Source organism: Mesorhizobium sp. GbtcB19, assembly GCF_019091085.1.
GTDB lineage: Bacteria > Pseudomonadota > Alphaproteobacteria > Rhizobiales > Rhizobiaceae > Mesorhizobium.
The window spans coordinates 1-18,786 of record NZ_JAGXJY010000014.1 but is presented as its reverse complement, the minus strand read 5'-3'; the positions used below and the strand labels follow the sequence as shown (position 1 = coordinate 18,786).

The window sequence follows — 18,786 nt, the reverse complement described above, 5'->3', positions numbered from 1 at the left end:
CGTGTCAGATGGGCCGCTTTTCGGCATCCTCTTAACGCCCCGGCTACGGCTTGCCTATGGCGAAACTTCGTCGCGGCAGCCGACCGCCGTCCCGAACCCGGGCGCGATCAGGCCCGCCAGTGCCGTCCCGCCGTGTTGACGCCGAACAGCGACGGCATCCTGGCATAGGCGGCAAGCCCAAGCAGCGCCGCCAGCGGGTGGGTGATGACATAGACCGGCATTTCACGCATCAGCGCGCTGTGCGGCGCCTTGTCCTCGAAGGCAGCGCGGAAATTGCCGGCCTTCAGCGCCGGCACGATTTTCTGCGCGATGCCGCCGGTCAGAAAGACGCCGCCGCGGCTCATGAACACCAGTGCGAGATCGCCGGCGGTGCGGCCGAGGCAGGTGACGAACAGCGCCAGCGCCTCCTCGGCTACCGGATCGGATTTAGAAAGCGCCGCCGCGGTGACCTCGGCCGGCGTGGCGAGGGGCGCCGGCCTGGCGTCGGCCTTGGCCACGGCGCGATAGACATTGACCAGCCCGCGGCCGCACAGGATCTGCTCGCCGGAGATGCGGCCTTCGAGCTTGTCGATATGCGGGAACACCTCGAAGTCGCGCGGCGTGCGCGGGCCGATATCCATATGCCCGCCCTCGCCCGGCACCGGGATCCAGTGGTTGAGGGCATAGATCAGTCCGGCGACGCCGAGCCCGGTTCCGGGGCCGAGCACGACGCGGCCGGCATTGGGCTCGGGCGTGCCGCCGCCGATCTTTTCCATATGCTCCTCGCCGAGCGCCACCACGGCCAGCGCCTGCGCCTCGAAATCGTTGAGCACCACGACTTCGCTCAGGCCCAGCGTGCGAAACATCTGCTTCGGCTTCACCACCCAGGGGCAGTTGGTGAGCGGGATCTCGTCGCCGTCGACCGGCCCGGCGATCGCCAGCACGGCCGAATTCGGCTGGATGGACGAACGGTCGAGCACCGCCGCCTGGATCGCCTCGTCGATGGTCTTGAAATTGGCGGTCTGGACGATTTGCGGCTCGGTCGCTTCCGAATTGGCGTCGAGCACGATCGAGAAGCGCGCATTGGTGCCGCCAATGTCGCCGATCAGGACAGGAAACCGCAGCGCTGTCTCTTCGCCTGCCATACTCTTGGTCGTCCTCTTTGCGGAGCCCCGGGCGTCGTTTCAATCGATTGACTAGCGCATGACCCCCTAAAGGGGAAGCCCGCTTGCGCCTTAGAGCAATTCCAGAAAAGTGTGTGCGGTTTTCAGTCTGGAATTGCGTCAAAGCAAAGAGATAGGGCGTTTCGCCGTTTCCGTGAAACTGTGAAACGCACTAGTTGCCGGGTCGTGGCCTTGGCAGCGGAATGCCGATCGAGGGCGTCGGCGCGAAAGCGCTGGCCGCCGCCGGCAGGGACGCGTTGCCGCTCGAAATCATTTGCGCCGGCTCGCTTGGTTGCGGTTCGGCCGGCTGCGGCTCGGCCACGGCGACAGCGGCGGCCGCACCGCCATGATAGGTCACCGCCTCGAGCGAAGGCGCGTCCGGCGCCCCGAGCACGTCCTGGCACTGCTTAGGCAGATTGGCCATCGTCATCAGGTCGCGCGCCTTGGGCGCATCCGGGTTCTTGTTTGGCCGCCAGGGCTCCTCGGTGAACCACCAGGCCAGCGGCTTGCCGCAGCCGTCATCGTCCGGCGTCGTCTCCTGCGCCTTGCAGAAGGGCGAACCCGGCTGGCAGCCGATGCGCATATGGAAATGATAGTCATGGCCCCAGAACGGCCGCACCTTGCGCAGCCAGGTGCGGTCGCCGGTGACGGTGTCGCAGAGCTTCTTCTTGATGCCGGGATTGACCAGGATGCGCTCGACCTCCGGATAGCTCGCCGCGCGCTTCAGCAGCCTGGTGTGCGCCGGCGTCCACAGCGCATCCTTCACCAGATGCGTTTTTTCGTCGACCATCAGCGTCGCGCTCATGTTTTCGCGCTGCGCCGTGGTCAGCGGCCGCTTCGGCATCGGCGTCAGCCAGATGTCGGCGTCGAGCCCGATCTGGTGCGAGGCATGGCCGGTCATCATCGGCCCGCCGCGCGGCTGCGAGACGTCGCCGACCAGAAGGCCCGGCCAGCCATCCGCCTGGGCGTCCCGCGCGAGCTTCTCGATCAGCGAGATCATCGCCGGATGGCCCCAGCGGCGGTTGCGCGACGGGCGCATCACTTCCCAGTTCGGCCCGTCCATCGGCAGCGCCACGCCGCCGGTGAAGCAGCCTTTCGAATAGAAGCCGAAGGATTGCGCCGGCGCCACGGCCGGCAGTTTCCGGGCACCGAACAGGTCTTTCGCGCGGGGCTCGGCCGAAATGGCGACAGCCGCCAATGCGGCCAAGGTCACCAGCGCCAGCGCTGCGGTCAGGAACGGCTTGCGGTCAGGCAGCGATCGCAAATTCATCAGGCTGGTCCCCTTCCAGTCGTCCGCTACGCACGTCCTGGCCCTCATGAATCAGGCCCGAATCATAGCACGCCGAGTGCCAGGCTTCGATCACGAGCGTTTCATCGGGCTGCGTGGCTCTCCGTCCCGCCAGTCGCCCTCGGCCCACATCCGCTCCAATGCCACCCGATAGTTCGGGAACTGGAAACGATAGCCTGCCGCCTTGATCGCCTTGTTGGCGACGCGCTTGTTCTCGCCATAGAAAGACCGCGCCATGGGCGAAAGTTGGGCAGTCTCGAAGGGAATTTCCGGCGGCGGCTCCACGCCCATCAATCCCGCGGCATAGGCGACGACATCCTGCGGCGGTGCCGGCTCGTCATCGGTGACGTTGAAAATCCCGCCGAGATTGTTGTCGGCCAGATGCCAGAGCGCCCCGGCGATGTCGTCGCAATGGATGCGGTTGAACACCTGGCCGGCTTTCACGAGCCGCCGCGCCGTGCCGTCCTCGAGATTGACCAGCGCGTTGCGACCCGGGCCGTAAATGCCGGAAAGCCGCAGGATCGCCAGCGGCTTGCCGATCTCCCGGCCAAGCTTCAGCCATTCCTGTTCGGCCGCCACCCGCATCACCGAACGCTTCGACACCGGCCGGCACGCGCCGGTCTCGTCCACCCAGGCGCCGCCATGATCGCCATAGACGCCGACCGTTGAGAGATAGCCGATCCATTCCAGCGCCGGCATCTTTTCTCGCAGCACCTCGCCGGCGGCGTTGAGCACTGGATCGCCGGCCTCGTCCGGCGCGACAGAGACGATGAGATGCGTGGTTTTGGCGAGCGCATCGCTGAGCTCGGGCGACAGCGCGCCGTCGAATTGCAGCGGCTCAATGCCCACCGATCGCAGCGCCTCGAATTTTTCCGGCGCCCGGGTCGTGCCGGAGACCGGCGCCCGCTGCTGGTTGGCCCGCGCAAAAGCCTTGCCGGAATAGCCGGCGCCGAAGATGAAGAAGCGTCTTTCGCCCATCAATGAATCCCCATCAATCGACCTTTGCGAGATTTGACGCCGCCAGCCATTCCTCGCGGACCGATGCGTCGTCCTCGGTCTTCGAAGCCGTGGCGGCGAGGTCGCTAAATTCGCGATCGGACAGCAGTCGCGACAGGGCCCAGATTGCCGCACCCCGCACCAGTGGCGAGACATCGTCGAGCAGGCGGCGCACGAGCGACGTTAGTGACGGATCGCCAGAATTGCCGGCGGCGATCAGCACGTTGCGCACAAAACGGTCGCGCCCGATGCGCCTAATCGGCGAACCCGAGAAGAAAGCGCGGAACGCCGCGTCGTCGAGGATCAGCAACTCCGAAAGCTTCGGCTCGCGCAAATCCGCACGCGCGGCAAGCTTCGCCTCCGAAGCCGCGCTGGCGAATTTGTTCCACGGGCAGGCGGCGAGGCAATCGTCGCAGCCATAGATGCGGTTGCCGATTTTTTCGCGGAATTCGCGGGGGATCGGCCCCTTGTTCTCGATGGTGAGGTAGGAGATGCAGCGCCGCGAATCGAGCCGGTAGGGCGCGGGGAAAGCGTCGGTTGGGCAGACGTCGAGGCAGGCGCGGCAGGAGCCGCAATGGTCGATCTCGGCCTTGTCCGGCTCGAGCTCGGCCGTGGTGAAGATCGTGCCGAGGAACAGCCACGAGCCATGCGCGCGGCTGACCAGATTTGTGTGCTTGCCTTGCCAGCCGAGCCCCGCAGCCTCCGCCAGCGGCTTTTCCATCACGGGTGCGGTATCGACGAACACCTTCACGTCGCCGCCGGCGCGCGCGACGATCTTGCCGGCGATCTCCTTCAGCCGGCCCTTCATCACGTCGTGATAATCGCGGTTCTGCGCATAGACCGAGATGGCGCCGAGGTCAGGCTTTGCAAGGATGTCGCGCGGATCGTGATCCGGGCCGTAATTCATCGCCAGAACGACGATCGAGCGCACCTCGGGCCACAGCGTCGAGGGCTCGGCGCGCCGCTGGAGCGTCTCGGCGATCCACTCCATCGAGCCGTGGAAACCATCCGAGACGAATTCGGCGAGCCTTGCGGGCGCCAGCGGGATCGCGTCCGGCCTGGTCACGGCAACCGCCTCGAAGCCGGCGCGGCGCGCCTCGGCGTCGATCAGCGCGCGAAGTTTCTCAGAAGTCGAGGTCCGCATAATGCGATACCGGCGACAGGCCGCGCACCCGGTCGGAGAGCAGCGGCCGGAACGATGGCCGCGATTTCACCCGCGTATACCATTCGCGCGCGGCGCTGTGTTCGCGCCAGTCGATCTCGCCGAGGTAGTCGAGCACCGACAGCGTCGCCGCCGCCGCGAGGTCGGCATAGGTCACCTTGCTGCCGGCCAGCCAATGACGCGTGCCGGCCAGCCAGTTGGTGTATTTCATGTGCTGCCGGATATTGGCGCGCGCGGCCCTGATCGCCGCCGAGTCCGGCGAGCCGCCGCCGGCGGTTTCCGGCATCACCGGCTTCAGCACGCGCTCGCGCACCAGATGGCGGGTCACTTCGCTCTCGGCCTTCGCCAGATACCAGTCAGTCAGCCGGCGGATTTCGGCGCGCTGCATCGGGTCTTCGGCGAACAGCCTTTTGTCGCGCTTCAACACGCCGCGCGTCTCGTCGAGATATTCGGCGATCACCATGGCGCCGACGATCGGCACGTCGCCTTCGGCAAGCAGGATCGGCAGCGTGCCGGCCGGGTTCAGCGCCAGGAACTCCTTGCGCCGCGTCCACGGCTTTTCCTCGATCAGCGCCAGTTCCTCGCCATACTCGCCGAAGGCGAGGCGGACGAACCGGCAGGTTGCGAACATCGGATGATGGAAAAGCGTCAGCATGGTTCCGCGATGATAGGGCGCACTGGCGAATCGTAACCCGCGCCGGTAAGTCTTGGCGGCCCGTCATGCGGCCGTCACGGTGTTGCGACCTATAGGGGGACTTCCGCGCCGTGACAAGCAAGCCGTTGTCCCCAGCTGTCCCCGAAATCCTGAGGTTGCCATGGAAAGCCAGACCATTGTCGAAGCCCTGCTGCTTGGGCTGCTGGAGGGCCTGACCGAGTTCATCCCGGTCTCCTCGACCGGCCATATCCTGCTTGCCGGCCATTTCCTCGGCTTCCATTCCACCGGCAAGGCCTTCGAGATCCTGATCCAGCTCGGCGCGATCCTGGCGATCCTCAGCGTCTACTTCAGCAAGCTCTGGCAGATGCTGATCAAGCTGCCCAGCGACCCGCAAATAAGGCATTTCGTCATCGGCATCCTCATTGCCTTCCTGCCGGCGGCGGTCATCGGTGCGCTGGCGCATGACTTCATCAAGACCATCCTGTTCGAATCGCCGCGGCTGATCTGCATCATGCTGATCATCGGCGGCGTGGTGCTGCTGGTCGTCGACCGCATCAACTTCAAGCCGGTGCATCACGATGTCGAGCGCTTCCCGTTGAGCGTTTATCTCAAGATCGGCCTGTTCCAGTGCCTGTCGCTGATCCCCGGCACCTCGCGCTCCGGCTCTACCATCGTCGGCGCGCTGCTGATGGGCGTCGACAAGCGCGCGGCGGCGGAGTTCTCCTTCTTCCTCGCCATGCCCACCATGGTCGGCGCCTTCGTTTTCGACCTCTACAAGAACCGCAACGTGCTGACCTCGGCCGACCTGCCGATCATTTCCGTCGGCTTCATCGCCGCCTTCGTCACCGCGCTGTTCGTGGTGCGCTTCCTGCTCGATTACGTCTCGAAGAACGGCTATTCGCTGTTCGGCTGGTGGCGGCTGGTGGTGGGTATCGCGGGGCTGGCGGCGCTGATGGTGTGGGGGTGAGCAAAGCGCAGACGCTGCAACCACGCCTTCGTCATCCACGGGCGGAGCAAGGAGCGTAGCGACGCAGCGCAGACCCGAGGATCCATGCCGTGCCGCCGACCGTAGAACGCGGCGGTCGCAAACAGCCCCTCGTCAGGCGCGACGCTCTTTGATTCAGATTCTACACCGTGGCAGCGCGTCTAGGTCACGGCATGGATCCTAGGGTTTCCGCGACGCCGCTTCTCGGCTGCTCCACCCTAGGATGACGAAGCACATGGCCTAATTCCGCCCATAAAACGCGTTCTCGACATGCACCGGCCAGCGCCAGGGCAGCACCGCGACCATGTCGAAACGCATCGAAAGCCTGCCATAGTCAGGCTGGCGCGACAGCCACAAATCCGCCGCGCCTTCGATGCGCCGCTCCGATTCATGGCCGATCGCTTCCATCGCCTCGATCAATGTCCGGCGTGCCTTGACCTCGACGAACAGCACGAGGTCGCCGCGCCGGGCGATCAGGTCGATCTCGCCAAGTTTCGTGCGGTGGCGGCGGGCGAGGATGCGGTAGCCTTTCAGCATCAGCGCCAGCGCCGCCAGCCACTCGCCGCGATGGCCGCGCCGATAGGCTTTTCGACGATGGCCGGCCGAACGTTTAGCCACCATCGCCTTCCTTGAGTTCCAAGAGTCGCCGGTAAAGCGCCTGCTTCTGCCCGCCGGTCATTTTCGCCGCCTCAGCCGCCGCCTTTGACGCCGACATTTCCGCCGCGAGCGACAACAGCAGGCGATCGATGTCCGCGGGTTGGTCTTCCGTCGCTTCCGGCGGGCCGACGCAGATGACGATCTCGCCCTTCGGCGTGTCGGCCGCCGCATAGTGGTCGGCCAGATCGGCCAGCGTGCCGGTGCGCATTTCCTCGAAGGTCTTGGTCAGCTCGCGGCCGATCGCGGCCTGGCGTGCGCCGCCGAGCGCCTCGACCATGGCGCCAAGCGTCTCGGCAAGCCGCCGCGGCGACTCGAAGAAGATCAGCGTTGCCGGCACCGCCTTGAAGGTTTCGAGCTTGGTCAACCGCTGTCCGGTCTTCACCGGCAGGAACCCGGCGAACAGGAAAGCGTCGGATGGCAGGCCGGATGCCGTCAACGCGGCGAGCGCCGCCGAAGGTCCCGGGATGGGCACGACGCGGATGCCCTGCTCCAGCGCCTCGCCGACCAGCCGGTAGCCGGGATCGGAGACCAGCGGCGTGCCGGCGTCGGAGATCAGCGCCACGCTCTGCCCTGCTGCCAGCGCCCCGATCAGCTTCGGCCCGGCTTCTTGCGCATTGTGCTCGTGATAGGCGGTGGTGCGCCGCCGTATGCCGTAGCGTTCGAGCAGCACGCGCGACACGCGCGTGTCCTCGCAGGCGACGATATCGGCGGCGGCCAGCGTCTCCAGCGCGCGCAGCGTGATATCGGCAAGGTTGCCGATCGGCGTCGCCACCAGATAGAGCGCCGGCGCGAGCGGCCGTGCCGCGATCTCGGTCTGTCCGATCAGGTAGCTGCGTTTGTCGCCGGTCAAGGATAACCCTCCGTTCACCCTGTTTGGCACGGCTGACGGCTTGTTGCAAAACGTGAGGTCGAGCCAAGGAAATCGCCATGCCTTTGCCACAGTGCGGAACGAAACCGGCAACGGCGAATTTAACCCCTGATTCCCCGGGAGGAGGCAGGACCGGACGATGCCCAATCGCTTCGACATCTTCATCAGCCGACTTGAAAGCAAAACCGCCCGCGAGGGCATGCCCCCACATCCGATCACCGAGCAGAACGGCGCACGCCGCGACAAGGCCGACCAGAAGCAGGTTCGCCATGGCGAGGTGCATGGCGAGAAGAACCGCGGCAAGCATCGCCAGAAGCACGACGCTTAACCTTCGTGATTTCGCGCTTCGTCATTCCAGAGCGAAGCGACGCGCGCAGACCCTGGAATCCATGCCGTTACACTGAAGCGCCCCCAACGGTGCAGAATTCTGCTCCGCCGCGCCCTTCGCATAGATCAAGGCATGGATCCTCGGGTCAAGCCCGAGAGTGACAAACGCGCCGGGAAGCGCGCTATCTTCAGAGGTATCTGCCGACCCGGACTTCAAGCAATCGCACCAGTTCCGGGTCCATGAATTCGTAGTCGTCCGGGATGTCCAGGCAGATCACCCTGGCGCCCTTCAGGCTCGACCGGAACATCTTCTGCAGCTTGGCGCGGTGCGCCTTTTCCATGACGAAGATGATGTCGGCCCAGGCCACCAACTCGTGCGTCAGCGGGTTGTCGGCATCGTGATTGGTGCCGGCCGATTCGACCTCGATGTCGCGGCGCCTGGAAAACACCTGCTCGGCGGTCGGACTGCGCAGCCGGTTCTGGCTGCAGACGAAGAGGACGTTTTTCAAGACCCGTCATCGCCGGTCCAAAAGTGCCAATTACTCATCCCATATCTCCCGGATCGTCTTGGTCAGCGGTATGTACTGATCCAGGGTAAGTCCGTTTAGGTCGAATTCAACGAGGTCGTTCTTTGCGGCTGCCCTAAGGTTTATTCCAATATACGTCATAAATCCGCGCACCACGTCGAATTCGGAGAGTCCAGGCACTTTGTGGGTTCGTTCTTTCCCATTTCTACGGAACACAGCCTTGGCCTCGTAGATATCATCGTATTCCAGAGATTTGGTGATCTCACTCAATCCAAACTCAAAAACGTCATCCGTGTTCAACGTTCGAAGTGTCTCGTGGATCAGGAACTTCATGGCAGATCCTATAGGGATGTACCGCAACGGCATTCGGCCAAAGCGAGCAGAATGTCTAACATACACGCACAGATCGAAAAATCAGTCGACGGTTGACTACCTGGCCAGATCCGCCACCACCGCATCCAGCACGATCATGCCGGCGGTCGTGGCGCGGAGCCTTGCGTTGCCGACCGGTGCCACCAACCCTTCCTCCTGCAGCACCGACAGCCGATCCGTCGAAAGGCTGCGCCCGGAAAACGTCTCGTAGCGCTGCAGGTCAATGCCTTCGGCAAGCCGCAGCCCCATCAGCAGGAACTCGTCCGCTTCTTCGGAGCGCGTCAGAATCTCGCCGCCGGTAACGCCGTGTCCCTTGGCTTCGACCAGATTGGCCCAGGTCTCGGGCATTTTCTCGGCGATTGTCACCGTGCGACGGCCGTTCTCGACGAAGCGGCCATGCGCTCCCGGCCCGACGCCGACATATTCGCCATAGCGCCAATAGGTCAGATTGTGCCGGCTCTCGGCACCCGGCTGGGCATGGTTGGAGATTTCATAGGCCGGCAGCCCATGCGCCGCCGTTACCTCTTGCGTCAGCGCATAGAGGTCGGCGGCGTGGTCGTTGTCGGGCAGCGAGAATTTCTTCGCCGCATAGAGCGCGTGGAAGGGCGTGCCCTCCTCGATGGTGAGCTGGTAGAGCGAGAGATGGTCGACGGCATAGCCGATCGCCTGCTCCAGCTCCGCGCCCCATTCCTCCGGCGTCTGGCCGGGCCGCGCATAGATCAGGTCGAAGGACAGGCGCGGAAAAATCTCGCGCGCCAAACCGATTGCGTGCAAGGCTTCCTCGACATTGTGCAGCCGCCCGAGAAAGCGCAGATCCTTGTCGTTCAGCGCCTGCACCCCGAGCGACACGCGGTTGACGCCGGCGGCGCGATAGCCACGGAAACGCTCGGCCTCGACCGAGGACGGGTTGGCTTCCAGCGTCACCTCGATGCCTGCCGGCACCGTCCAGTTCCTCGCCACCGCCTCCAGCACGGCGCCCACCGTTTCCGGCTTCATCAGCGATGGCGTGCCGCCGCCGAGAAAAATGCTGGTCACCTCGCGCGGCCCGGTGCGGGCGCGCATGGTTGCCAGTTCGGTTTCGAAGGCGCGCGCGAAACGCTCCTGGTCGACCGGCTGGTGGCGGACATGGCTGTTGAAGTCGCAGTAAGGGCACTTGGCCGCGCAGAACGGCCAATGGATATAGACGCCGAAGCCTGGGCTGCGGTCGAGCTGCATCGTCTGGCCGGTCCCGATCATTTTGAGCCGAGCCGCTCCAGATCCAGCCGCGCCTGGGCGAATTTCTGGAAGGCGCGGGCGCGGTGCGAAAGCGCCGTTGCCTGGCCGGTTTTCCAGCCGTGTTTCTCCTCGGCGCTCATCTCGCCAAACGTCTTGTCGAAACCATTAGGCAAAAACACCGGATCGTAGCCGAAACCCAGCGTGCCACGCGGCGGCCATACCAGCGTGCCTTCGGCCTCGCCGCGATAATACTCCGCCTCGCCGTCCGGAAAGGCGAGACAAATAACGGCGACGAAGCGGCCGGTTCGCTGCGAAGCCTCGGTCGCGCCGGCATCCTGAAGCGCCGTTTCGGTCTTCTGCATCGCCATGCCGAAATCCCTGCTGCCGTCTGGCTTCTCGGCCCAGTTGGCGGTGTAGACGCCCGGCGCGCCGTCGAGCGCGTCGACGCAGAGGCCGGAATCGTCCGACAGCGCCGGCAGGCCGGTGGCCTTGGCTGCTGCGAAAGCCTTGATATAGGCGTTCTCTTCGAAGGTGGTGCCGGTCTCGTCCGGCTCGGGCAGGCCGTAGTCCTTGGCCGACTTCGCCTCGAAGCCGAACGGCGCCATCAGGTCGGCGAATTCGCGCAGCTTGCCGGCATTGTGGCTGGCGACGACGATCTTCCGGCCGTTCAAAGAATGCATCAGAAACCCCAGATCCTTGGCTCGGCGAACTCGATCGAATTGCCCGAAGGGTCGCGGATATAGATCGAATGCCCACCCTGCGGCCATTCGAAATCGCTTTCGATGGCGATGTTGTTGGCCGTGAGATGCCTGCGCCATGCGGCGATCTCGACGGCGCTTGCGGCAAAGCAGAGATGCCCCTCGCCGGCCGTGCCATGCGGCGGCACCTTCAGCCTGGCGTCGGGCGCCGGCGGGATCTTGGTCGCCTCGGCGTTGAAGAGAAGCAGGACGCCGTCGCCGCAGCGGAAGAAGACGTGCCGGCCTTCGACCTTGCCCATCGGCTCAAGGCGGATGATGTCGCGGTAGAAGGTTTCGGCTTCAGCCAAATCGGTGACGTAGAGAGCTGATTCCAAAATCGCAGAGGGAGTCACGAGGCCCCCCTCTCTGCCCTGCCGGGCATCTCCCCCTCAAGGGGGGAGATCAGCAGTTGCGCCGACGGCGCCCAATCTTCAACGTTGGCGATTGGCGAAAGCCAAGGCGACATCCAATCTCCCCCCTTGAGGGGGAGATGGCCGGCAGGCCAGAGAGGGGGGCCCAGGCTCGGCATTGGAAACCCTACGCCACCGCCATCTGCTGCAAGCTCACCAGCCGCGAAATGCCCTTCTTCGCCAGGCCCATCAGAGCGGAAAACTGCTCCTCGGAAAACGGCTCGCCTTCCGCCGTGCCCTGGATCTCGACGATGCCGCCCTTGCCGGTCATCACGAAATTGGCGTCGGTTCCGGCCGAGGAATCCTCCAGGTAATCGAGATCGATGACCGGCTGGCCGTCATGGATGCCGCAGGAAATTGCCGCGACATGGTCCTTCAGCACCTTGGAAACGCTCACCATCTGGCGCGCTTCCATCCAGCGCAGGCAGTCGTAAAGCGCCACCCAGCCGCCGGTGATCGAGGCCGTGCGGGTGCCGCCATCGGCCTGGATGACGTCGCAGTCGACGGTGATCTGCTGTTCGCCCAGCGCCTGCAGGTCGACAACGGCGCGCAAGGAGCGGCCGATCAGCCGCTGGATCTCCAGCGTGCGGCCGCCCTGCTTGCCGGCGGAGGCCTCGCGCCGCATGCGCTCGCCGGTCGACCGCGGCAGCATGCCATATTCGGCCGTCACCCAGCCCTTGCCGGAATTGCGCATCCAGGCCGGCACTTTTTCCTCCAGGCTCGCCGTGCAAAGCACATGCGTGTCGCCGAACTTCACCAGGCAGGAGCCTTCGGCGTGCTTGGAGACGCCGCGCTCGAAGGAGATGGCGCGCATTTCGTCGGCTTGGCGTTTGGAGGGGCGCATTCGGCCTGCTTTCTTCTCGTTTGTCGGAATCGTGGCCGGCTTGTAGACGCATGCGCGGCAAGTCGCAAAGGAAAAGGGGCAGTAAGGCAAATGTCGGGGTGACCGCAAACGCGGCACCTGGGTGACCGCAAACGCGGCACCGGGTTGCGCGGGGGTGGCTTAAGTCTATATCTTTTCGGCAGGAGGTTTTTCGCCGGAATGAACAAGCCAGTCGATCCGACGTCGCAGTCGCCCGGGCTTCAGTCGCCGGTGCTTCAGTCACTCGACATGCGCTCGCGCGATATTTTCCGGCGGATTGTCGATTCTTATCTGCGTGACGGCGAGCCGGTCGGCTCGCGCAGCCTGTCGCGCATCCTGCCCTCCTCGCTGTCGCCGGCCACCATCCGCAACGTGATGAGCGATCTCGAGCATCTGGGCCTGATCTACGCGCCGCATATTTCCGCCGGCCGCCTGCCGACCCAGACCGGCCTGCGCTTCTTCGTCGACGCCTTCATGGAGCTTGGCGATCTTTCCGACGACGAGCGCCGCATCATCGAGGCGCAGGTTCGCGCCTCCGGCTCGGGCGCGACGCTGGAGCATATGCTGACCGAGGCCAGCCAGATGCTGTCCGGCATGTCGCGCGGCGCCGGCCTGGTGCTTGCCTCCAAGAACGAGGTGGCCCTCAAGCATATCGAATTCATCCAGCTCGAGCCGACCAAGGCGCTGGCCGTGCTGGTGTCGCAGAACGGCGATGTCGAGAACCGCGTCGTCGACCTGCCGGCCGGCACCACCGTATCGCAGCTGCATGAGGCGTCCAATTTCCTCAACGCCCATATACGCGGCCGCACTTTGGCCGAGGCGCGGGCGGAGATCGCCCGCATCAAGGACGAGACCCGGGCGGCGCTCGACACGCTGTCGCAGGACCTGGTCGAGAAGGGGCTTGCGGTCTGGGCGGGCGCCGAAAGCGGCCTGCCGGCGCGCCTCATCGTGCGCGGCCGTGCCAACCTCTTGGAAAACGTCACCGCCCAGGCCGACATCGAACTGCTTCGCCATCTGTTCGAGGACCTGGAAACGCAGGACGGGCTGCTGCAGCTGCTCGATCTCGCCGAAGAGGGGCCGGGCGTGCGCATCTTCATCGGCTCGGAAAACAAGCTGTTTTCGCTGTCCGGCTCGTCGCTGGTCGTGGCGCCCTATCGCGACAAGGATGCCCGCGTCATCGGCGCGCTCGGTGTCATCGGCCCGACAAGGTTGAACTACGCCCGCATCGTGCCGATGGTCGATTATACGGCACAGCTGATTTCGCGCATGCTAAGATAAGCGGCTTGCCGCAAGGAGGGTGGAAATGGCGCTGGAATCGTTGAAGGCCCAGATCAGCCTGCTGCTCGAGGAAATGATCAACCAGCCCGAGGACGAGCACGAGATCCAGGAGCAGCTGCGCGAGAAATTGCGGGAGCTGCGCGCCATGGGCCTGCCCTTGCCGGCCGACCTCGTCGAACTGGAGCAGCGCCTCGACGACGACCTGGACGTCGAAGAGGAGACCTGAGTTCCTGGCGCTCCGTCGTCAAATCAGCGTGCGCAAGCTTCTCTTCTAGATCACTTACCCAATATCTCTTGCCTGTGGCGCTCGCTTGATTGAGGTGGGTTGACTACGACGGAGGAACAGGATGATGCGGATCGCCAGCCTTGCGGGCCTCGCGCTGGTTCTCGCCACCGGCGCCTTTGCGCAGCAGGCCGACCAGCCCCTGCTCAGCGGCGAAAAGGCCTTCGGCGACTGGAAGGCCGACCGCCCGGGCGTGCGCCGGCTGCTGAAGCCGGAAGATCAGCAGAAACCCTATGTGACAGAATCCGCTGCTAATGGCGGTGGCCTGGCCGATCGCCCCGAGGGCGCCAAGCCACAGCTTCCGCCCGGCTTCTCCGCCGAGCTCGTCGCTTCCGGCATCGACAATCCCCGGGTCGTGCGCGTGGCGCCGAATGGCGACCTCTTCGTGGCCGACAGCCAGGCGAACCAGGTTCGCGTCTATCGTCTCGCCGATGGCAGCGCCAGGCCCGCCGAGACGACGGTCTTCGCCAAGGGCCTGACGCGGCCTTACGGCATCGCCTTCTATCCGCCGGGCGACAAGCCGCAATGGGTCTATGTCGCCAACAGCAACAGCGTCGTCCGCTTCCCCTATCGCGACGGCGACCTCGAGGCTTCGGGCAAGCCGGAAACCATCGTCGCCAAGATCCCGGCCAACCATCACTGGACCCGCGACATCGCTTTTTCGCCCGACGGCAAGACGCTTTATCTGTCGGTGGGCTCCGGCTCGAACACCGCCGAGGACATGGGTGGCAAGCCGAAGGGTGGTGTCGAGGACTGGGCGAAATCGCAGCCGTTGGGCGCCGCCTGGGGTTCGGAGGAGGGCCGCGCCGACGTGCTCGCCTTCGATCCGGAGGGCAAGAACCGCAGAACCGTCGCCACCGGCCTGCGCAACTGTTCCGGCATGACCGTGCAGCCGGCGACGGGCGCGCTCTGGTGCGTCGTCAACGAACGCGACGAGCTTGGCGACAATGTCCCCTTCGAATACGCGACCGCCGTGAAGGAAGGCGCCTTCTACGGCTGGCCCTGGTATTACATCGGCGACAATGAGGACCCCCGCCACAAGGGCGCGCGTCCCGACCTCGCCGGCAAGGTCACCCTACCCGACGTGCTGATCCAGGCGCATTCGGCGCCGCTCAACATAGCCTTCTATGACGGCGGCAATTTCCCGGCCGACTATAAGGGCGACGCCTTCGTCACGCTGCACGGCTCATGGAATCGCGACGTGCGCACCGGCTACAAGGTGGTGCGGCTGAGATTCAAGGACGGCAAGCCGACCGGCGAATATGACGACTTCGCCACCGGCTTCGTCATTGCCGACGACGCGGTCTGGGGCCGGCCGGTGGGCATCGCGGTGGCCAAGGACGGCGCGCTCATCCTCACCGAGGACGGCAACGGCACGATCTGGCGCATTACTTATGGCGGGTAGCTCCTCGGTCGAGGGTTTAACGGGCTCCCGGCTGTCGATGGACAATGCTTTCACCGTTCATTTCCGCGAAATCGGCGCAAACGCTGGGAATTGGCGAAAGCCTCCCAACCTCGTCATTCCAGGGCGGAGCAAGGAGCGAAGCGACGCGCGCAGACCCTGGAATCCATTCCGTGACATCGAGGCGATGCCACGGTGCAAACTATCTGCTGTTGTGCCCGGTCTTTATTCTGCACCGTGGCACCTTTCTTGGATGTAACGGCATGGATCCTCGGGTCTGCGCGCGTCGCTCCGCTCCTTGCTCCGCCCGTGGATGACGAGGCTGGGCCGTTTCGACCAATCTCCAAAGGCGCACTCGCTGGCGCGCCTGGTCAAATGCTCGTGCCAGGAACGCTTCCCGGTAGAGCTGGCGCAACGAATCCCGCCGCTAGGGAATTACCAGCGACCCGGCATCATGGTAGAAGCCGCCCTCCACACTGGTCCCTAAGGGGATCATACGCCAGGCCAGAACCATGACACTCACCGGATTCCTCGCTTACAGCGCAGCCCTCGGCGTCGCCGCCGCCATTCCAGGGCCCGGCGTCACGGCGCTTGTCGCTCGCGCGCTCGGCTCCGGATTCCGCTCCTCGCTGGCAATGTCGTTCGGCCTGATGCTCGGCGACCTCACCTACCTTACCGCCGTCGTGCTGGGCTTGGCCTTCGTCGCCCAGACCTTCGGCATGGTCTTCCTCGCCATCAAATGGGCCGGCGTCGCCTATCTCGCCTTCCTCGCCTGGCGCTTCTGGACCAGCGGCATCACGCCCGAGAACATCGAGGCGCGGAAGGCCAAGGGCGGTCTGGTGTCGAGCTTCATTGCCGGGCTGACGGTCACGCTCGGCAACCCGAAGACGATGATCTTCTATCTCGCCATCACGCCGACCATCGTCGATCTGAAGACCATCACCTTTGCCGACTACGCCATCCTTGCGGTGCTCACCGTGCTGGTGCTGTTTGTCGTGCTGGTGCCGTATCTGGCTTTGGCCGCCAAGGCGCGCTGGTTCCTGAAATCGCCGCGCGCGCTGAAGCTTTTGAACCGCACCGCCGCCGGCTTCATGATGGGCGCGGCGGCGGCGATCGCGGCGCGTCAATAGGCTCCAATCTCAACCCGTCCCGGATTTCAGCCAAACCATTCCTGAAACCGCTCGCGGCGGAAAATGCATTTCCGGCGCGGCGCGGTTTTGAGCAATCGTTCCACTCGGATATTTTCGGTCGCCGGCCTATCTTGCGCGGTTGAAAGCCCTATTCTGTCTGCCTGTGCCATTGCCTTGGGAGCGAACCAATGAACAAGCCCGTCACCTCCGCGCGCGTGCCCGGCCGCGGCCGCGTCTTCAACTCGATCACGGAGACGATTGGCGACACGCCGCTGGTCAGGCTGGACAAGTTCGCCAAGGAAAAGGGCATCGTCGCCAACCTGATGGCCAAGCTCGAATTCTTCAACCCGATCGCCTCGGTCAAGGATCGCATCGGCGTCGCCATGATCGAGGCGCTGGAAGAGGCCGGCAAGATCGCGCCCGGCAAGACCACGCTGATCGAGCCGACTTCCGGCAACACCGGCATCGCGCTTGCTTTCGCCGCCGCCGCCAAGGGCTACAAGCTGATCCTCACCATGCCGGAGACGATGTCGGTCGAGCGCCGCAAGATGTTGGCGCTGCTCGGCGCCGAGCTGGTGCTGACCGAAGGCCCGAAAGGCATGAAGGGCGCCATCGCCAAGGCCGACGAGCTCGCCGCCACGCTGCCCAACGCCATCATCCCGCAGCAGTTCGAGAACCCGGCCAATCCGGAGATCCACCGCCGCACCACGGCCGAGGAGATCTGGAACGACACCAGTGGCGAGGTCGACATCTTCGTCGCCGGCATCGGCACCGGCGGCACCATCACCGGCGTCGGCCAGGTGCTGAAGAAGCGCAAGCCGTCGCTGCATGTCGTGGCGGTCGAGCCGGAGGCCTCGCCGGTGCTGTCGGGCGGCCAGCCCGGTCCGCACAAGATCCAGGGCATCGGCGCCGGCTTTGCCCCGAAGATCCTCGACACATCGATCTATGACGAGGTGGTCAGGGTCTCGAACGAAGATTCGGTTGCCAATGCCCGCCTCGTCGCCCGGCTCGAAGGCGTGCCGGTCGGCATTTCTTCGGGCGCCGCGCTCCAGGCGGCGATCGTCGTCGGCTCGCGGCCCGAGAACAAGGGCAAGAACCTCGTCGTCGTCATCCCCTCCTTCGCCGAGCGCTACCTCTCGACCATCCTGTTCGACGGGCTTGGCGCCTAGGCGCTAAGCGCCGAGATCCTTCGCGCCCCCCTCTGCCCTGCCGGGCATCTCCCCCACAAGGGGGGAGATTAGCAGCTTCGGCGCGTAGCTCGATTTTCCAACGTCGGCGATTGGCGAAAGCCGGTGTGATGGCCAATCTCCCCCCTTGTGGGGGAGATGTCCGGCAGGACAGAGGGGGGCGCTGTCCCTCCGGCGTTGCCAACCCTTTACGTGGCGGCCTCGAACTGGACTGCTCAAAAAAGAACCAGTGGCAGGCGGAGCCTGGCTTGAGCGGAACCGCTCTTCCAGCTCATATCACCCCCGGCCCCAATCGGCCGGCGGGAGGACTTTTGCATGTACAAGCTCTATACGCGCCCGGGCAGCGGCGGCTTCGTCGTCGAGGCGGCGCTTGCCATGGCCGGCGCGCCCTTCGAACAGGTCGACGTGCCGAAGACAGAAGCGCCCGATCCGGCCTTCCTTGCCATCAGCCCGCTGAACCAGGTGCCGGTGCTGACGCTGCCGGACGGTCATTCGCTGACCGAATCGGCGGCAATCTGCATCCTGCTCGCCGAGCGCCATCCACAGGCCGGCTTGGCCCCGGAAGCGGGCTCGTCCGCCCGCGCCGATTTCCTGCGCTGGATGGCCTTCATGTCGTCGGTGCTCTACCCGGCGATCCTGAGGCTCTACTACGCCCACCGCTACACCGTCGACGGCGAAGGCCTGCAGCCGGTGAAGCAGGCGGCGGTCGCCGAAATGGATCGCGGCTTTGCCATTCTCGATCGGGCGCTGGCCGGGCGTGACTGGCTGGCCGGCGAGACGCTCTCGCTTGCCGACATCTACCTCGTCATGCTGGTGGCCTGGCATCCCGACATCGAGAAGGCGCGCAATGCCTGGGCGAACATCGAACGCTTGTGGGCGAGGCTGCGCCAGCACGAGCTGATGCGCAAGCTGAACGCATCGCACGAAATGTGGGCGTAGGCGTTTCCAGGAAAGTGCGCAGCGGTTGAGCTCGGCGACTTCGCCGTAGCCTTCCGTCCGGAATTGCGCAAAACAAGGAACTGGTTCCGCAGCGCAGAAATTTTGACCCGTCGGCTATGTTTGCGCTGGCAGGTCGCATGCTTTGGAGATTGGCTGAAGCCTCCCCACCTCGTCATCTACGGGCGGAGCAAGGAGCGGAGCGACGCGCGCAGACCCGAGGATCCATGCCGTGACTTGGACGCGCCTCGACGGTGCAGAATTCTGCTCCGCTGCATTCTACGATCAAGGTCACGGCATGGCAACTGTGTTCATGCGAATGCGATTTTGTCCCTGATGATGGCGTTGAGGACGACCAGGAGCTTCC

General features: G+C 64.8%; 21 protein-coding genes. 8 read left to right on the top strand and 13 right to left on the bottom strand.

Features of this window, described 5'->3' with window-relative positions:
- Window positions 1–107: 107 nt before the first annotated feature.
- The 5 genes from KVT37_RS21955 to KVT37_RS21935 form a co-directional block, all read right to left on the bottom strand.
- Complete coding sequence (locus KVT37_RS21955; protein ID WP_217576931.1) at window positions 108–1,124, bottom strand: glucokinase; 1,017 nt, start codon at window positions 1,122–1,124, stop codon at window positions 108–110.
- 190 nt (window positions 1,125–1,314) lie between these two features.
- Window positions 1,315–2,412, bottom strand: coding sequence for a penicillin-insensitive murein endopeptidase (gene mepA, locus KVT37_RS21950; RefSeq protein ID WP_217576929.1), 1,098 nt, complete (start codon window positions 2,410–2,412; stop codon window positions 1,315–1,317).
- A 90-nt stretch (window positions 2,413–2,502) separates the two neighbouring features.
- Complete coding sequence (locus KVT37_RS21945; protein ID WP_217576927.1) at window positions 2,503–3,408, bottom strand: SDR family oxidoreductase; 906 nt, start codon at window positions 3,406–3,408, stop codon at window positions 2,503–2,505.
- Between the two features lie 13 nt (window positions 3,409–3,421).
- Entirely contained in the window at window positions 3,422–4,570 is a 1,149-nt protein-coding gene (gene queG / locus KVT37_RS21940) for a tRNA epoxyqueuosine(34) reductase QueG (protein WP_217576925.1), read from the bottom strand.
- A complete protein-coding gene (locus KVT37_RS21935; RefSeq protein ID WP_217576923.1) occupies window positions 4,551–5,243 on the bottom strand; it encodes a glutathione S-transferase family protein in 693 nt (230 codons plus the stop codon). The genes queG and KVT37_RS21935 overlap by 20 nt, the downstream gene beginning before the upstream one ends.
- Window positions 5,244–5,403: 160 nt before the next feature.
- Here KVT37_RS21935 and KVT37_RS21930 point away from each other — a divergent pair, with 160 nt between their 5' ends.
- Entirely contained in the window at window positions 5,404–6,210 is an 807-nt protein-coding gene (locus KVT37_RS21930; protein ID WP_217576921.1) for an undecaprenyl-diphosphate phosphatase, read from the top strand.
- A 258-nt stretch (window positions 6,211–6,468) separates the two neighbouring features.
- On the opposite strand, the gene KVT37_RS21925 is transcribed toward KVT37_RS21930, so the two are convergent.
- Together KVT37_RS21925 and rsmI are read right to left on the bottom strand one after the other, a co-directional pair.
- Window positions 6,469–6,846 (bottom strand): YraN family protein, encoded by a 378-nt coding sequence (locus KVT37_RS21925; protein WP_217577174.1) that lies wholly within the window; start codon window positions 6,844–6,846, stop codon window positions 6,469–6,471.
- A complete protein-coding gene (gene rsmI / locus KVT37_RS21920; RefSeq protein ID WP_217576919.1) occupies window positions 6,839–7,735 on the bottom strand; it encodes a 16S rRNA (cytidine(1402)-2'-O)-methyltransferase in 897 nt (298 codons plus the stop codon). Before rsmI ends, KVT37_RS21925 begins: the two co-directional genes overlap by 8 nt.
- A gap of 157 nt (window positions 7,736–7,892) precedes the next feature.
- Between rsmI and KVT37_RS21915 the strand changes: the two genes are divergently transcribed.
- Window positions 7,893–8,081, top strand: coding sequence for a hypothetical protein (locus tag KVT37_RS21915; protein WP_217576917.1), 189 nt, complete (start codon window positions 7,893–7,895; stop codon window positions 8,079–8,081).
- A 187-nt stretch (window positions 8,082–8,268) separates the two neighbouring features.
- Here the strand turns inward: KVT37_RS21915 and KVT37_RS21910 are convergent, their stop codons facing one another.
- The 6 genes from KVT37_RS21910 to rph all read right to left on the bottom strand — a co-directional run bounded on the left by KVT37_RS21910 (window position 8,269) and on the right by rph (window position 12,185).
- The gene (locus KVT37_RS21910; RefSeq protein ID WP_217576915.1) at window positions 8,269–8,589 is read right to left on the bottom strand and encodes a low molecular weight protein tyrosine phosphatase family protein; all 321 of its coding nucleotides are present in this window, start codon (window positions 8,587–8,589) and stop codon (window positions 8,269–8,271) included.
- Between the two features lie 30 nt (window positions 8,590–8,619).
- Complete coding sequence (locus KVT37_RS21905; RefSeq protein WP_217576913.1) at window positions 8,620–8,940, bottom strand: hypothetical protein; 321 nt, start codon at window positions 8,938–8,940, stop codon at window positions 8,620–8,622.
- Window positions 8,941–9,036: 96 nt separating this feature from the next.
- Window positions 9,037–10,215: a radical SAM family heme chaperone HemW gene (gene hemW / locus KVT37_RS21900; RefSeq protein WP_217576911.1), complete on the bottom strand. Its 1,179-nt coding sequence runs from the start codon at window positions 10,213–10,215 to the stop codon at window positions 9,037–9,039.
- Window positions 10,212–10,874 (bottom strand): RdgB/HAM1 family non-canonical purine NTP pyrophosphatase, encoded by a 663-nt coding sequence (gene rdgB, locus KVT37_RS21895; protein ID WP_217576909.1) that lies wholly within the window; start codon window positions 10,872–10,874, stop codon window positions 10,212–10,214. The genes hemW and rdgB overlap by 4 nt, the downstream gene beginning before the upstream one ends.
- A complete protein-coding gene (locus KVT37_RS21890; protein ID WP_217576907.1) occupies window positions 10,874–11,284 on the bottom strand; it encodes a VOC family protein in 411 nt (136 codons plus the stop codon). Before KVT37_RS21890 ends, rdgB begins: the two co-directional genes overlap by 1 nt.
- Window positions 11,285–11,468: 184 nt before the next feature.
- Window positions 11,469–12,185, bottom strand: coding sequence for a ribonuclease PH (gene rph / locus KVT37_RS21885; protein WP_217576905.1), 717 nt, complete (start codon window positions 12,183–12,185; stop codon window positions 11,469–11,471).
- 198 nt (window positions 12,186–12,383) lie between these two features.
- Here rph and hrcA point away from each other — a divergent pair, with 198 nt between their 5' ends.
- The 6 genes from hrcA to KVT37_RS21855 all read left to right on the top strand — a co-directional run bounded on the left by hrcA (window position 12,384) and on the right by KVT37_RS21855 (window position 18,422).
- The gene (gene hrcA / locus KVT37_RS21880; protein ID WP_217576904.1) at window positions 12,384–13,481 is read left to right on the top strand and encodes a heat-inducible transcriptional repressor HrcA; all 1,098 of its coding nucleotides are present in this window, start codon (window positions 12,384–12,386) and stop codon (window positions 13,479–13,481) included.
- 25 nt (window positions 13,482–13,506) lie between these two features.
- The gene (locus KVT37_RS21875; RefSeq protein WP_112098167.1) at window positions 13,507–13,707 is read left to right on the top strand and encodes a hypothetical protein; all 201 of its coding nucleotides are present in this window, start codon (window positions 13,507–13,509) and stop codon (window positions 13,705–13,707) included.
- Window positions 13,708–13,828: 121 nt separating this feature from the next.
- Window positions 13,829–15,169 (top strand): sorbosone dehydrogenase family protein, encoded by a 1,341-nt coding sequence (locus KVT37_RS21870; protein ID WP_217576903.1) that lies wholly within the window; start codon window positions 13,829–13,831, stop codon window positions 15,167–15,169.
- Window positions 15,170–15,678: 509 nt separating this feature from the next.
- Window positions 15,679–16,296, top strand: coding sequence for a LysE family translocator (locus tag KVT37_RS21865; RefSeq protein WP_217576901.1), 618 nt, complete (start codon window positions 15,679–15,681; stop codon window positions 16,294–16,296).
- A 188-nt stretch (window positions 16,297–16,484) separates the two neighbouring features.
- Window positions 16,485–17,465 (top strand): cysteine synthase A, encoded by a 981-nt coding sequence (gene cysK / locus KVT37_RS21860; protein ID WP_217576899.1) that lies wholly within the window; start codon window positions 16,485–16,487, stop codon window positions 17,463–17,465.
- A gap of 333 nt (window positions 17,466–17,798) precedes the next feature.
- Window positions 17,799–18,422, top strand: coding sequence for a glutathione S-transferase family protein (locus KVT37_RS21855; RefSeq protein ID WP_217576897.1), 624 nt, complete (start codon window positions 17,799–17,801; stop codon window positions 18,420–18,422).
- Window positions 18,423–18,786: the final 364 nt, after the last annotated feature.